We start from the raw sequence: 13470 nt of genomic DNA, 5'->3' as shown, positions 1-13470 counted from the left end.
TCCCGCGGAAGCTGGTTCAGTGAAGAGACCGCCGCTTATGCCGCTCTTGCGGTGGATCCGCCACACGGACGAAGGGATCTCCCGGGTTAAGCGCTTGGCTCCAAGCAGGTACGTGCTGATAGACGTCGTCGACGAGCGTGCCGTTGAAATCGAACAGCACGCAGGTCTCGACACGCATTGATCCCTTCCTCACGCAGCCGCGGCGCGCGCGTGCTTCGAGGCAAGCTCCACAGCCGCGACGACCTGTTCGGGCGCGAGGTGATGGATCATGTGCCCCATGCCCGGGACGACGATGAGCTCGCTGTTCGCGATCTCGCCGTGCAGCCGCTCCGACTGGCGTCCCACATCCGCAATCTGATCATCCGCACCCGTGACGATCACGACGGGCAGCTTCAGCTCACGGTAGTGCTCCTGAAGCTCGATCGTGACCGGCGTCATCATCGCGGCATCCTCGGCAGAGGCCCGCAGCTGTGAGGGACGCAACATCAGCTCCTTCGGGAACTCTCTGTCGAAGCGGTCCGGCACTGAGGCCGGCGCGAACATGGCCTTGATCAGGCCGGGCAAGAGGAGCCGGGAGATGACGGGTGAGATCGTGTAGCGCATCGCGTCGCCCAGCACGGGAATGGCCGGTGGCGAGAACAGGATCACGTCGGCGCGTAAGGTCGGATAGTAGTAGCCTGAGGCTAACACGAGACCGCGCACGAGCTGCGGGGCTTGCAGCGCGAGGGCGACCGCGACCAGGCTGCCCCAGGAATGCCCGAGCACCACGGCTTGCGAGACACCGAGCTGGTGCAGCGCCTTCTGGAACAGCGTCGCATGCGCGCGCGGTGTCCAGAGCGCCCGAGGTCGCTCACTGTAGCCGTAGCCGGGGCGGTCGATGATGATGACACGATAGCGCTCGGCAAGTTCATCGACGATGCCGCTGACCAAGTAATCCTGGATCATCGTTCCGTTGCCGTGAATGAGCAGCAGGGGCTCGCCTTGCCCGCGCTCGACGTAATGCAGGCGCACGCCATCGACCGTCAGGAAGCTGCCGATGGGCGGATGGCGCTGCTCCGCCTCACGTGCTTTCGAGACAGCGTAGAGCGCTGAGGCGCCAAGGGCTGCTGCGGATCCGAGCAGGGCTGGCACCAGCCAGCTACGTGACTTGGAGCGCTGTGTCATGACGTGAGCCTTGTGTCGTGGGGACGGCCTCTGCCGAGGAGGCGACAAAGTTGAGAGCATTCCGCGCTAGGCGGCAGTCAGACGCTTGGTGTTGGCGGCCACATGCTCGCGGTAGCGGGCGACCACTGTCTCGCAGGAGCCGCCCATCATCAGCGTGCCGGACGCCTCGATGAAGGCGCAGACTTTCTCGCTCACCATCTGCTGGACCTCGGCGCAACCCTCAGAGCCACCCCAGGCCAGCTTCATGAGCCGAAGTTCGACCACCCTCTGAGCCTCTAGGGTCAGCAGGGCGACGGCAAACGGGTTGAACATGGCGTGCTTCCGCGCCGCGAGGCGCCGAAGCCCGTGCGACTGAGAAAAGGAGAAGGGGCGGCCAAAGCGACCGCCCCTCTGGCTTGTGATGAATCCGAGAGCACGCCCCAGGTTCAGATGCCGTGCACCTCAGCGAACGAGCGTCGGGGCCTGCGCGACGCTGGCGAACGCCTTGCCGGCCTCCTCGACGGCGCGCGCCGAGGTCTCCGTGATCGAGCGGCTGTCCTGAACGATGTGCTGCAGGCTCTCGCGGGCCAACTCGCTCTGGATCGCCGCAAACTCTTGAACTGACTTGGCCTGAGTCAGCTTGTTCACCCCGTCGAGGTTGCGCTGCCACTGCCGCTGACCAAGCTCGAACCAGTGGCGCGACGCGTCTTGGAAGGCTTGGGTCAGCACCGTGCCACAGCGTGCAACTGCTTCCAGGTTCTGCTTCGACTGGCGCGCGAGACGCTCGCTGTCCTCGCCAGTGAAGCCCAGTGTCTTCGTGAAACGCTCGGTGGCCTCACGTGCTTGCTGAGACGCCGTCTCGACGCTCCGCTGCACGATTCTCTTGGTATTCTCAGTGGCCTGCTCACGTAGATCGGCCATCCTGTTCACGCCATCGTGCGCGGCTTCGGCGAACTGCTTGCTCTGCTCGGCGGACCTATCGATGATCGCCTTGGCCGTGTCGGCAGTCTTGTCGCTCTGCTCGGCCTGCTTGGTCTGGTTGGGATTTTGGTTGAACGCCATCGTTGCTTCCTTCCCTATAGATTATGAATTAGGAATGATTATTCCGAATTTGATAAGCAAAATCACCTTAGGCTGCGAAGCGAATTCATGATCATTTTGCACTGCACCTAAGTCGTGGCTTTCATTTCGCTTTCAAGCCTTGGGGATGAATTTAGAGAAGATTTGCGTTTTGACGAATATCGTCAAGCGTCAGAGCCAAAGCGTAAGCTTCTGATTGCGTTGCACAAAGCGGGATTTGCCTGCGAAGGAGCCGCAGCGATCGCCTCTCTCGCTGGCAACGGAGAACGGCGGCTCGCATCGGGAGCATGGCTTGCACGTCGAGAGTGACACCGCGCCGGTCTGACATGAGCAAACAAGATTGATCGACCTCGCTGCACTCCTTCGTGCAGCTGCGGCGATAACACCGGACACCCGAAACTGCTTAGGCGCCTAGGCAAGCGAGGCGAAATCTGCGGCTTTGCACGTGAAGCGGAATGTCGCCTTTTCCTGGCCTCGAGGGTCAGTCGGTCCTACCCCTGACCCGCGAAACTGGTTCGCGTTGAGCGCAAGGTTTTCGATCATCCTGAACCCTGAGGGTGGTTGCCATGCCTCGCAAACGCTTCACGAACGAACAGATCGCCTTTGCCCTGCGGCAGGCGGAGAACCCTGCGTGCGTGGCGGCCCTCGTCCCTCTTTTGTTCCTCTTGCCATCCGGGCGGCCGAAGGATCGGCCGCCCGGATTTTTCTCTCACCCGCGAGCCCTCAAGATGAGCTTGCGACCGAACTTCCCTGCCGCGTGCTACCAAACATCCCGTCTTTGCGACCAAACTTCCCCATCGTCTTCAGGTCACATCAAGTCGGCATACTCAACTGCACCCGGTTGTACTTCCGCAGGTGTCGCACTTCAGGCAGGTCCCGTTGCGCACGAGCGTGAAGTTCGCACATTCCGGGCAGGCCTCGCCGACATAACCCTTCATCTTCGCCTCGGCGCGACGGTCGGCGACGCTGCGCTCGGCCGTCTCGGGCTTTGAGAAGGGGAGGGCGTCCGCGATCGTCTCGGCCTTGCCCGCCTCCGCCGGTTCCACCTTCAGCGCGGTCGCGCCGCGCATTGCGTGGACCACGCCGCCCGCCGGCGCCGTCAGGCCGGACTGGCCGCCGCCGACTCCGAGGGTCGCGCCGGCCGGGCCGCCCTGGATCAGGGTGAGCCGGTCGGCCGAGCCACGCAGCAGACCGCGGGAGACGACCTGCGACACCGCGGGCTTGTCGTCCGGCCGGTCCTGGCCGACGCCGCCGCCGAGCACGGTGCTGCCGATCTCGGACGGGTCGACATGGGCGAGGTCCATCCGGGCGAGGTAGGAGATCGCGAGCTCGCGGAACACGTAGTCGAGGATCGAGGTCGCGTTCTTGATCGCGTCGTTGCCCTGCACGAAGCCCGCCGGCTCGAAGCGGGTGAAGGTGAAGGCCTCGACATACTCTTCCAGCGGCACGCCGTACTGCAGGCCGAGCGAGATCGCGATGGCGAAGTTGTTCATCAGGCTCCGGAAGGCGGCGCCCTCCTTGTGCATGTCGATGAAGATCTCGCCGAGGCGCCCGTCATCGTACTCGCCGGTGCGGAGATACACTTTGTGCCCGCCGACGACCGCCTTCTGGGTGTAGCCCTTGCGGCGATGGGGCAGCTTCTCGCGCGACCGGATGCGCTCGACGCGCTCGATCACCCGCTCGACGATCTTCTCCGCCACCTGCGCCGCCTTGGCGGCGGCCGGCGCCTGGATGATCGCTTCGAGCGCGTCCTCGGCCTCGTCGTCCTCGTCGGCGATGAGCGCGGCGTTCAGGGGCTGCGAGAGCTTCGATCCGTCACGGTAGAGGGCGTTGGCCTTGAGCGCCAGCGTCCAGGAGAGCTTGTAGGCCTCCTTGCAATCCTCGACCGTGGCGTCGTTCGGCATGTTGATGGTCTTGGAGATCGCGCCCGAGATGAAGGGCTGAGCCGCCGCCATCATCCGGATGTGGCTCTCGACCGAGAGGTAGCGCTTGCCGATGCGGCCGCAGGGATTGGCGCAGTCGAACACGGCGTAGTGCTCGCGGCGGAGGTGCGGCGCGCCCTCCAGGGTCATCGCCCCGCAGACATGGGTGTTGGCCACCTCGATGTCCTTCTTTGAATAGCCGAGGAAGGGCAGGAGCTCGAAGGCCGGATCGACGAGCCTGTCGGCCGGCACCTTGAGGACGTCCTTCAGGAAGTCGTCGCCGAGCGTCCAGCGGTTGAAGACGAACTTGATGTCGAAGGCCGATTTCAGGCCCGCCTCGACGGCCGCGATCTTCTCGTCCGTGAAGCCCTTGGCGCGCAGGCTGCCCGGATTGATCGCCGGCGCCTGGCCCATCGATCCGTGGCCGACCGCGTAGGCCTCGATCTCGGCGATCTCCGATTCCCGGTATCCGAGCGCCCGAAGGGCGTCAGGCACGGCGCGGTTGATGATCTTGAAGTAGCCGCCGCCGGCGAGCTTCTTGAACTTCACGAGCGCGAAATCGGGCTCGATGCCGGTCGTGTCGCAATCCATCACCAGGCCGATCGTGCCGGTCGGCGCGATCACCGTCGCCTGCGCGTTGCGGTAGCCGTGCTCCTCGCCGAGTTCGAGGGCGCGGTCCCACACCGCCTTGGCGCGCTCCGCGACGTCGGCCTGCGGCACGTTGGCGTGGTCGAGCGGCACGGGGTTGATGCTGAGGAACTCGTAGCCCTCGGCCTCGCCGTGCGCGGCGCGGCGGTGGTTGCGGATCACCCGCAGCATCGCGTCGGCATTCTCGGGATATTCCGAGAAGGTGCCGAGTTCCGCCGCCATCTCGGCGGAGGTGGCGTAGGCGGTGCCCGTCATGATCGCGCTGAGGGCACCGGCGAGCGCGCGCCCCGCCTCCGAATCGTAGGGCAGGCCCATCGTCATCAGCAGGCCGCCGATATTCGCGTAGCCGAGGCCGAGCGTCCGGTAGCGGTAGGACAGCTCCGCGATCTCGCGCGAGGGGAATTGCGCCATCATCACCGAGATCTCGAGCACCACCGTCCAGAGCCGGTTCAGGTGCTCGAAGGCGGCCACGTCGAAGTGCTTGGCCTCACGGTCGTACATCGTCAGCAGGTTCGCCGAGGCGAGGTTGCAGGCGGTGTCGTCGAGGAACATGTACTCGGAGCACGGGTTCGAGGCCCGGATCCGCCCGCCCGCCGGGCAGGTGTGCCAGTCGTTCATCGTGGTGTTGAAGTGCAGCCCCGGGTCGGCCGAGGCCCAGGCCGCCTCGCCGATCCGCTCCCAGAGGTCGCGGGCCTTCAGCGTCTTCGTCACCTTGCCGGTGGTGCGGGCGGTGAGGTTCCAGTCGCCATCCGATTCCACGGCGCGCAGGAAGTCATCGGTGAGCGAGACCGAGTTGTTGGAATTCTGGCCCGCGACCGTGAGATACGCCTCCGAATCCCAATCGGTGTCGTAGATCGGGAACTCGATCTTGGTGAAGCCCTGGCGGGCGAACTGCATCACGCGCTTGATGTAGGCGTCCGGCACCATCGCCCTGCGGGCGGCCTTCACCTCGCGCTTGAGGGCCGGGTTGCGCTCGGGATCGAAGCAAGCGTCGCCTTCCGCCTCGCACTGGGTGCAGGCCTTCATCACGGCCTGGAGGTGCTTCGAGACGACCTTGGAGCCGGTCACCAGGGCGGCGACCTTCTGCTCCTCCTTCACCTTCCAGTCGATGTAGGATTCGATGTCCGGGTGATCGATGTCGACGATCACCATCTTGGCGGCGCGCCGCGTGGTGCCGCCGGACTTGATGGCGCCCGCCGCGCGATCGCCGATGCGCAGGAAGCTCATCAGCCCGGAGGATTTGCCGCCGCCGCCGAGCTTCTCGTTCTCCCCGCGCAGCATCGAGAAGTTCGAGCCGGTGCCGGAGCCGTACTTGAACAGGCGCGCCTCGCGCACCCAAAGGTCCATGATGCCGCCCTCGTTGACGAGGTCGTCCTGCACCGACTGGATGAAGCAGGCATGCGGCTGCGGGTGCTCGTAGGCGCTCGTGGAGCGCGTCAGCTCGCCCGTCTTCCAGTCGCAGTAATAGTGGCCCTGGCCCGGACCGTCGATGCCGTAGGCCCAGTGCAGGCCCGTGTTGAACCATTGCGGGGAGTTCGGCGCCACCATCTGGCGAGCCAGCATGAAGCGCAACTCGTCGAGGAAGGCGGAGGCATCCTCCTCGGAGGAGAAGTAGCCGCCCTTCCAGCCCCAGTAGGTCCAGCAGCCGGCGAGCCGGTCGAAGACCTGGGTCGCCGAAATCTCGGAGCCGGTGCGCTCCTCCTCGGGAAGCTCGGCGAGGGCCGCCTCGTCGGGAACGGAGCGCCAGAGGAAGCTCGGGACGTCGTTCTCCTCGACCTTCCTGAGCCGGGCCGGGACGCCGGCCTTGCGGAAGTACTTCTGAGCCAGAACGTCGGCGGCGACCTGGCTCCAGCTCTCGGGCACGCTGATGCCCTCCAGCCGGAACACGACCGATCCGTCGGGATTGCGGATCTCGCTCAGGGCCTTCCGGAAGGGAATCGCCGCGTAGGGTGACTGACCCGACGTGGTGTAGCGCCGCTCGAACCGCATGAAACACACCTCTCCCGACGAGACACGAGGTCTCGGCCCGCGACGCTGCGCGGGACGTATGCCCGATCAATGGGTGCCGACTCCGGCCGCATCGACGATGCGCTCCAGGCCGCTGAACATGACGATGACGCTTCCGAGAGGGCGCGAACCACGCGGCGGCCGCTCCCGAACCGTGACCCGAACATTAATGCCCGGGCGGCCATCACGTCAACAACTGGTGTTTGGCGGCTATGTTCCTCGCTAGATGTTGTGGTGGCGAACCAAAAGTTGTGGATATCCGGAGGCCGCCGCTAAGTCCGCTTTTGGCCTTCGGGATTCGCGCCGGAATTTTTTTGCGTCCACAGGGCGTGAGAGCCCGATGGGCCTCGGGGACCGCCTCGTCGGCGTATCGGGGGGCGGATAGCGGGGATAGCGTGCCTCAAATGCGACACCCGGAGGTTGGAGGCGACCGGCCGTGCGCGAGGAGCCGCGCGGATGCCGTCCCTCGCGCGGCCTCTCCGCACCGGCGCGACCCTCTGCGGGCTGGACTTGCGCGGACCCTCTCAGCATAAGGCGGACGACAGGCGCGGCCGGCCGCCACCGGCCGCGGGACGCGAGGACGCCGATGGCTCTCAAGGACACGCTGCTGCGGATCTTCACGTGGTGGAACGGGCAGACCATGTCGCTCGCCTTCTACACGGCCCGCAGCGGCCAGTTCGTCGGCACCGACGAATTGGGCAACACCTACTACCGGGCCCAGGGACCGCTGATCGACGCCTCGGTCGGCTCCGAGCGGCGCTGGGTCGTTTATAACGGCTACGCGGACGCTTCGCGCGTGCCTCCGGGCTGGCGCGCCTGGCTCTGCCACAACGGCGACGTGCCCCCGAGCGAGGACGGCTACCGCCCGCGCGAGTGGCAGAAGCCCTACGAGGAGAACCTCACGGGGACGGCGGCGGCCTACCGGCCGAAGGGCTCGCAGCTCTCCTGGGGGCAGCGCCCCGCCGCGACCGGCGACTACGTGCCCTGGACGCCGGGCGACTGAGCCGGACCGCCCTTTTTCCACCACCGTTCGGGTATTGATGGCCGGACGCGCCCGCCGCCGGCGCGCCGTCCATTCGAGAGGGGCGAGCCTTGAGCCGCATCACCGCACGTCTCGCGCGCGCCGCGCTCGGCCGAACCGTCCTCGCCACGCTGGCCCTCGGGATCTGCGCGCTCCCGGCCTCCGCCGACAAGATCAAGAACCCGACCGCAGTCTTCTCCGGCCTCGACAAGATCACCGGCCGCATCGTTTCCTTCGAGGTGGCGGTGGACGAGACGGTGCAGTTCGGCGCCCTGCAGCTCACGCCGCGGGTCTGCTACACGCGGCCGCCGACCGAGAGCGCCAAGACCACCGGATTCCTCGAGGTCGACGAGGTCACCCTCGACAATAAGTACCGCCGCATCTTCACGGGCTGGATGTTCGCGGCGAGCCCCGGCCTGCACGCGATCGAGCATCCGATCTACGATGTCTGGCTCGTCGATTGTAAGGGCGGGACCGACCTGATCGCCGAGGCGAAGGAGCAGGAGGACGTGCCCGCGCTCGCCTCGAAGCCCGAGAAGCCGAAGCGCAACCGCGACAAGGATCCGACCCGCACCGCCCAGCAGGTGAACTCGGCCGGCCAGGTCGACGTCGAGGCGCCGCGCGGCGTGCCGGTGCAGCCGCGCCAGAAGCCCTCGCGCAAGTTCTTCCCGTCGAATGAGGGGCCTGCCGCGGCGCCGCAGCAGCAGCCCCAATCGCTGTTCGACGCGCTGTTCCGCTAGAGGCGCTCACACCCGCGCGGTCGCGATCGACCCATCGTCGAGGAAGACGAAGCGGATTCCGCCCCGCCGAAGCGCCGCGATGGCGAGGTGGCGGGTCTGGGCGAGGATGCCGGGCGCGTCCTCCTCGATCCGGCGGATCGTGTGGAAGGAGACGCCGCTCGCCCGGGCGAGATCGGCCATCGACCAGTTGAGGAGCGCGCGAGCCGCCCGGATATGGGCGCCGCACACGGCCTGCTCCAATCCCTCCAGCGCCGAATCCGAGGCCCGGAAAGCGTTCGTGTCGACCGGCACGGTGATGCTGCTCCACTCCTTGATGAGGCCGAGGTCGCTCCGAACCGGCACCGTCACGACCCGGAATCGGGCGGAGCCGCCGCCCGCCAGCGGCGCGAGCGGGCTCGACGAGTGGGCGAGGCCCGCCCCGCGGGCCTCCAGGCTCAGCCCGCGCCAGTGCTCCCGCTCCTCCCGGCAGATCGTGACGAAGGCGTCCTCGGCGATGTCCGCCGCCGTCAGGCCCGTGAGCGCGAAGAGCTCCTTCGGGAAATGGAACACGCCGTCGACGCTGAGCGTGAACTGGAACGAGCCGGTCTGCTCGAAAAGCGCCCAGCGACGCTGCCGCTCCGCGGCCTGCGCCCGCGCCAGCCGGTCGGGGTTCGTGATGTCGAGGACGAAGCCGCTGGCCGAGCGCGGGCGGCCGTCCGGCGAGAACAGCACCTCGCCGCGGCAGGACAGGGTGCGCGATCCGCCGTCGGGCCGCTGAACGCGAACCGTATGGTCCGTCAGGCAGCCGAGATGCATCACCTCGACGACGCTCTCCAGCATCGACCGGTCTTCCGGATGAACGAGGCTGCGGAACAGGTCGTAGCTCGGCCTGACGAGGCTCGGTTCCATGCCGAGGATCCGGTAGAGGCCGGGCGACCAAGTCTGCTCGTTCGTCGCGAAGGTCCAGGTCCAGGTGCCGGTCAGCCCGAGGCTCTCGATGAGGCGCAGGTATTCCTCGGGCGAGAAGGCGAGGTCGGCGGCATTCATCGCGGGCGCGCGCTCGCGCGGGGAAGGTGCGTCACGGTGCGCGGTCGGTTTCGGCGTCGACGAAGGATAGCGCTCTATATCCGCGGCGCGGTGGACGGCTCAATAATTACTTAGAGTAGTAATCCGGCGCCCAGCTCCGGGCCGTCCCTCAGGTGTTGCGGTCGAGTCCGAGGGCGGCGAGGGCGTCGGCCCCGTTGACGCTGCCGTTACTCGGCCAGACATCCCAGTTCGCGCGGGCCGCGAGCGCATCGCCGAGCAGGCGCTTGTAGACATGGCGCGGCAATTCGTGCGCCCCGAACTGTGCGAGATGGTCGGTGACGAACTGGGTGTCGGCGAGGCGGTAGCCTCCGCGGCGCAGGCGCGCCATCAAGTGGACAAGCGCGACCTTCGAGGCGTCGCGCACCTCGTGGAACATGCTCTCGCCGAAGAAGGCGGCCCCGAGGGAGACCCCGTAGAGCCCGCCCACGAGCCGACGGGGGCTGCCCGCATAGACCTCGATCGTGTGCGCGTAGCCCTGGTCGAACAGGGCGCCGTAGAGGTCGCGGATGCGCCGGTTGATCCAGGTCCGCTCGCTGTCCCGCCGTGGTGCGGCGCAACCCGCGATGATGCCGTCGAAATCCGAATCGCTGCGGACCTCGAACAGGTCGGATCGGACGGTGCGCGCGAGGCGACGCGAGACCCGGAAGCCGTCCAGCGGAAGCACGCCGCGTGCGCGCGGCTCGACCCAGTAGAGGGTCGGGTCGCTCGCGTCCTCCGCCATCGGGAAAATGCCCGCCGCGTAAGCCTTGAGCAGGATCTCGGGAGTGATCTCCACACGGGCGCCGTCGTGCATGGGGTTGAGTCTGGCGCGGCGGCGCGCGGAAGACCAGAGGCTTGTGGTGACGAAAACGGCGGAGCCGAAGCTCCGCCGCGCTTTTACCGATTCGGGTGATCAGAAGATCGGGCCGCCCGAGGTCGTGCCGAGATTCGGGACGCGCCGGTTCGTCTGCTCGGCGTTGCCGCCCTTGGCGGAATCCTCGAAGATCGCCTGGCGGTTTGGCGCCGTGTTCACGACGTTGCCGACGAGGCGCCCGTCATAGGCGTAGGGGGCGAACTCACCCTGCGGAACGGCAGGGCCGGTGAGAACCTGGGCGGACGCGGTGCCGGCGGTGAGCGTGGCGGCAAGGAGGGCGAGGGCGAGGGTGCGCATGGCTGTCGTCTCGATACGAGGAATGGGCGAGGGGTTTGCCGGTCCGGGGCTTCGGTTGAGGCTTGCTCACCACCGTCCCGACCTGGTTGCGGGATGAAGCGTCCTGCGGCGCTCGCGTTCCGGCCCTCGCTGAGCCGACGAAAGGTCGCGGATCTCGGGGTTGCCCGGAGACAGGCGCACTCCCATGGCGTGGCACCTCGCAGACGAAATCCTCGCCTGATCACAACCGTGAGAAGATTTATCCGATCGGATTGCGACTACCGGTTTGTGCAATGCGGTGTCGCGTCGGCTTCCGACTGGTGCGCCACCACACAGGGCGACGCAGCAGACATGGGCGGCGCCGGAAGTGAGCTTCAGCCGTCGAAGCCGCCCTGGGCCAGGAAGCCCTCGAGCCAGTGGATATCGTAGAGGCCGTTTTGCACGTCCGCGTTGCGGACCAGCGTGCGGAACAAGGGCAGGGTGGTGTCCACGCCATCGACCACGAACTCGTCAAGGGCGCGGCGAAGCCGCATCAGGCACTCGTTGCGGGTGCGGCCGTGGACGATCAGCTTGCCGATCAGCGAATCGTAGTTGGGCGGAATCCGGTAGCCCTGGAACGCGGCCGAATCTACGCGTACGCCGAGGCCGCCCGGCGGATGGTAGTATGTGATCAGGCCGGGGGAGGGGCGGAAGGTCGCCGGGTGCTCGGCGTTGATCCGGCACTCGATGGCGTGGCCCTCGACGCGGATGTCGCCCTGCGCCACGGAGAGGGCGCTTCCGGCCGCCACGCGGATCTGCTCGATCACGAGGTCGATGCCGGTGATCATCTCGGTCACCGGATGCTCAACCTGAATGCGCGTGTTCATCTCGATGAAGTAAAAGCGGCCCTCCTCGTAGAGGAACTCGATCGTGCCGGCGCCGAGATAGCCGAGCTCCTGCATGGCCTTGGCGCAGATGCTCCCGATCTCGGCGCGCATCGCGTCGTTGAGGGCGGGCGAACCGCCTTCCTCCCAGACCTTCTGATGGCGGCGCTGCAGGGAGCAGTCACGCTCGGCCAGGTGCACGGCCCCGCCGTGCCCGTCGCCGAGCACCTGCACCTCGATGTGGCGCGGCTTCTCCAGGTACTTCTCGAGGTAGACCGCATCGTCGCCGAAGGCGGCTTTGGCCTCGGAGCGCGCCATCCCGATGGCCTGCTCCAAGTCCGCTTCCGTCCGCGCCACCTTCATGCCGCGGCCGCCGCCGCCGGAGGCGGCCTTGACGAGAACGGGATAGCCGATCTCGGCGGCGACGCGCTTGGCCTCGTCCGCGTCCTCGATCCCGCCCTCGGAGCCCGGCACGCAAGGGATGCCGAGGCGCTTGGCCGTGCGCTTCGCCTCGATCTTGTCGCCCATCACCCGGATGTGGTCGGCCTTCGGCCCGATGAAGCCGATATTGTGGTGGGCGAGCACGTCGGCGAAGCGGGCATTCTCCGAGAGGAAGCCGTAGCCCGGATGCACCGCATCCGCGCCCGTGATCTCGCAGGCCGCGATGATCGAGGGGATGTTGAGGTAGCTCTCGCGGGCCGAGGGCGGACCGATGCAGACGCTCTCGTCGGCGAGGCGCACGTGCATGGCGTCGGCATCGGCGGTTGAATGCACCGCCACGGTCGCGATCCCGAGTTCCTTGGCGGCCCGCAGGATGCGCAGCGCGATCTCGCCGCGATTGGCGATCAGGATCTTGTCGAACATGGACCGCGCCTACTCGATCACCAGAAGGGGCTCGCCGAACTCCACCGGCTGCCCGTCCTCGATGAAGATGGCGGTGACCGTGCCGGCCCGGGGCGCGACGATCTCGTTGAAGGTCTTCATGGCCTCCACGAGGAGGAGCTTCTCGCCGGCGGCAACCTGCGAGCCGACCTCGACGAAGACCTTGGCCTCGGGCGACGCACGACGATAGGCGGTGCCGACCATCGGCGAGAGGATCGCTCCCGGATGGCTCGCCCCCGCCTTGCCCTTCTCGGCAGCAGGACCCGGCGCCGGGACCGCGGGCGCGCTCACCGCCGCCATCGGAAGAGGAGCGGCGACCGGCGCCGCGACCTGCACGCTCACCGGTTCCAGGCGGCGCACCACGCGGATGCGCAGGTCGCCCTTCTCCACCTCGATCTCGGTCAGCCCCGTCTCGGTGACGAGGTTGGCGAGTTCGCGCACGAGTTCGGGATCGATGGAATCTTGCTTGGGCATCGGCTCTAGTCTTCGGAAGCGGGAGTCGGGATGCGGCCGGCCATCAGCGCGGCCAGCGCGTCGAGGCCGAGGCGGTAGCTCATCGGGCCGAAGCCGCAGATCACGCCCGCGCAGACAGGTGCGATCAGCGAGACGTGGCGAAAGCTCTCGCGGGCGTGCACGTTGGAGAGGTGGATCTCGACGGCGAGCACGCTGCTGCCGCTGATCGCGTCGCGCAGGGCCACGGAGGTGTGCGTGTAGGCGGCGGCGTTGATCAGGACGCCGGCGCCCGCGAGCCCCGCTTCCTGCACGAAGCCGACGAGTTCGCCCTCGTGATTGGTCTGCCGGACGGTGAGCGCGACGGCGAGAGCCTCGGCCCGGGCCGTCAGGTCCCGCTCGATGTCCGCAAGCGTCGCGGTGCCGTAGATGCCGGGCTCTCGGCGGCCCAGCAGATTCAGATTCGGCCCGTTCAGGACGTGGATCGAGATCATGGAAGAGATCCGGGGGCCGCGCGGGC

Annotated in this window: 12 protein-coding genes and 1 pseudogene; 2 read left to right on the top strand and 11 right to left on the bottom strand. The window is 67.1% G+C overall.

Annotated elements, in window-relative coordinates; genetic code table 11:
- The 5 genes and pseudogenes from E1J50_RS27980 to E1J50_RS07825 all read right to left on the bottom strand — a co-directional run.
- A pseudogene (locus E1J50_RS27980) lies at positions 1-178 on the bottom strand (HAD family hydrolase); the annotation flags it as partial.
- An 11-nt stretch (positions 179-189) separates the two neighbouring features.
- Positions 190-1164: an alpha/beta fold hydrolase gene (locus E1J50_RS07840; RefSeq protein ID WP_132252187.1), complete on the bottom strand. Its 975-nt coding sequence runs from the start codon at positions 1162-1164 to the stop codon at positions 190-192.
- 66 nt (positions 1165-1230) lie between these two features.
- Positions 1231-1476, bottom strand: a complete 246-nt coding sequence (locus tag E1J50_RS07835) for a hypothetical protein (RefSeq protein ID WP_132252185.1) — start codon at positions 1474-1476, stop codon at positions 1231-1233.
- 129 nt (positions 1477-1605) lie between these two features.
- Positions 1606-2205 (bottom strand): phasin family protein, encoded by a 600-nt coding sequence (locus E1J50_RS07830; protein WP_132252183.1) that lies wholly within the window; start codon positions 2203-2205, stop codon positions 1606-1608.
- Between the two features lie 845 nt (positions 2206-3050).
- A complete protein-coding gene (locus E1J50_RS07825) occupies positions 3051-6782 on the bottom strand; it encodes a vitamin B12-dependent ribonucleotide reductase (protein ID WP_132252181.1) in 3732 nt (1243 codons plus the stop codon).
- Between the two features lie 604 nt (positions 6783-7386).
- Between E1J50_RS07825 and E1J50_RS07820 the strand changes: the two genes are divergently transcribed.
- Together E1J50_RS07820 and E1J50_RS07815 are read left to right on the top strand one after the other, a co-directional pair.
- A complete protein-coding gene (locus tag E1J50_RS07820; protein ID WP_132252179.1) occupies positions 7387-7803 on the top strand; it encodes an NADH:ubiquinone oxidoreductase subunit NDUFA12 in 417 nt (138 codons plus the stop codon).
- Between the two features lie 89 nt (positions 7804-7892).
- Complete coding sequence (locus tag E1J50_RS07815; protein ID WP_132252177.1) at positions 7893-8561, top strand: DUF2155 domain-containing protein; 669 nt, start codon at positions 7893-7895, stop codon at positions 8559-8561.
- 6 nt (positions 8562-8567) lie between these two features.
- Here E1J50_RS07815 and E1J50_RS07810 read toward each other — a convergent pair whose 3' ends face one another.
- The 6 genes from E1J50_RS07810 to aroQ form a co-directional block, all read right to left on the bottom strand.
- Complete coding sequence (locus E1J50_RS07810) at positions 8568-9587, bottom strand: PAS domain-containing protein (RefSeq protein ID WP_132252175.1); 1020 nt, start codon at positions 9585-9587, stop codon at positions 8568-8570.
- 148 nt (positions 9588-9735) lie between these two features.
- Positions 9736-10419 (bottom strand): leucyl/phenylalanyl-tRNA--protein transferase, encoded by a 684-nt coding sequence (gene aat / locus E1J50_RS07805; protein ID WP_132252173.1) that lies wholly within the window; start codon positions 10417-10419, stop codon positions 9736-9738.
- A 99-nt stretch (positions 10420-10518) separates the two neighbouring features.
- Positions 10519-10776 (bottom strand): hypothetical protein, encoded by a 258-nt coding sequence (locus tag E1J50_RS07800; RefSeq protein ID WP_132252171.1) that lies wholly within the window; start codon positions 10774-10776, stop codon positions 10519-10521.
- A gap of 353 nt (positions 10777-11129) precedes the next feature.
- Positions 11130-12482 (bottom strand): acetyl-CoA carboxylase biotin carboxylase subunit, encoded by a 1353-nt coding sequence (gene accC, locus E1J50_RS07795; RefSeq protein ID WP_132252169.1) that lies wholly within the window; start codon positions 12480-12482, stop codon positions 11130-11132.
- 9 nt (positions 12483-12491) lie between these two features.
- Positions 12492-12974 carry an acetyl-CoA carboxylase biotin carboxyl carrier protein gene (accB, locus tag E1J50_RS07790; protein WP_132252167.1) on the bottom strand — a complete coding sequence of 161 codons (483 nt, stop codon included), beginning with the start codon at positions 12972-12974 and terminating at the stop codon, positions 12492-12494.
- 5 nt (positions 12975-12979) lie between these two features.
- Positions 12980-13444, bottom strand: coding sequence for a type II 3-dehydroquinate dehydratase (gene aroQ / locus E1J50_RS07785; protein WP_132252164.1), 465 nt, complete (start codon positions 13442-13444; stop codon positions 12980-12982).
- Positions 13445-13470: the final 26 nt, after the last annotated feature.

This window comes from Methylobacterium segetis (assembly GCF_004348265.1).
Classification (GTDB): Bacteria; Pseudomonadota; Alphaproteobacteria; order Rhizobiales; family Beijerinckiaceae; genus Methylobacterium; species Methylobacterium segetis.
The sequence above is the reverse complement of the archived record's forward strand: the minus strand, read 5'-3'. Positions and strand labels throughout refer to the sequence as shown.

Bases quoted from the DNA above. Each gene is read 5' to 3' on its own strand.
- E1J50_RS07840 (WP_132252187.1), bottom strand. From the start codon at position 1,164: ATGACACAGCGCTCCAAGTCACGTAGCTGGCTGGTGCCAGCCCTGCTC.
- E1J50_RS07835 (WP_132252185.1), bottom strand. From the start codon at position 1,476: ATGTTCAACCCGTTTGCCGTCGCCCTGCTGACCCTAGAGGCTCAGAGG.
- E1J50_RS07830 (WP_132252183.1), bottom strand. From the start codon at position 2,205: ATGGCGTTCAACCAAAATCCCAACCAGACCAAGCAGGCCGAGCAGAGC.
- E1J50_RS07825 (WP_132252181.1), bottom strand. From the start codon at position 6,782: ATGCGGTTCGAGCGGCGCTACACCACGTCGGGTCAGTCACCCTACGCG.
- E1J50_RS07820 (WP_132252179.1), top strand. From the start codon at position 7,387: ATGGCTCTCAAGGACACGCTGCTGCGGATCTTCACGTGGTGGAACGGG.
- E1J50_RS07810 (WP_132252175.1), bottom strand. From the start codon at position 9,587: ATGAATGCCGCCGACCTCGCCTTCTCGCCCGAGGAATACCTGCGCCTC.
- aat (WP_132252173.1), bottom strand. From the start codon at position 10,419: ATGCACGACGGCGCCCGTGTGGAGATCACTCCCGAGATCCTGCTCAAG.
- E1J50_RS07800 (WP_132252171.1), bottom strand. From the start codon at position 10,776: ATGCGCACCCTCGCCCTCGCCCTCCTTGCCGCCACGCTCACCGCCGGC.
- accC (WP_132252169.1), bottom strand. From the start codon at position 12,482: ATGTTCGACAAGATCCTGATCGCCAATCGCGGCGAGATCGCGCTGCGC.
- accB (WP_132252167.1), bottom strand. From the start codon at position 12,974: ATGCCCAAGCAAGATTCCATCGATCCCGAACTCGTGCGCGAACTCGCC.
- aroQ (WP_132252164.1), bottom strand. From the start codon at position 13,444: ATGATCTCGATCCACGTCCTGAACGGGCCGAATCTGAATCTGCTGGGC.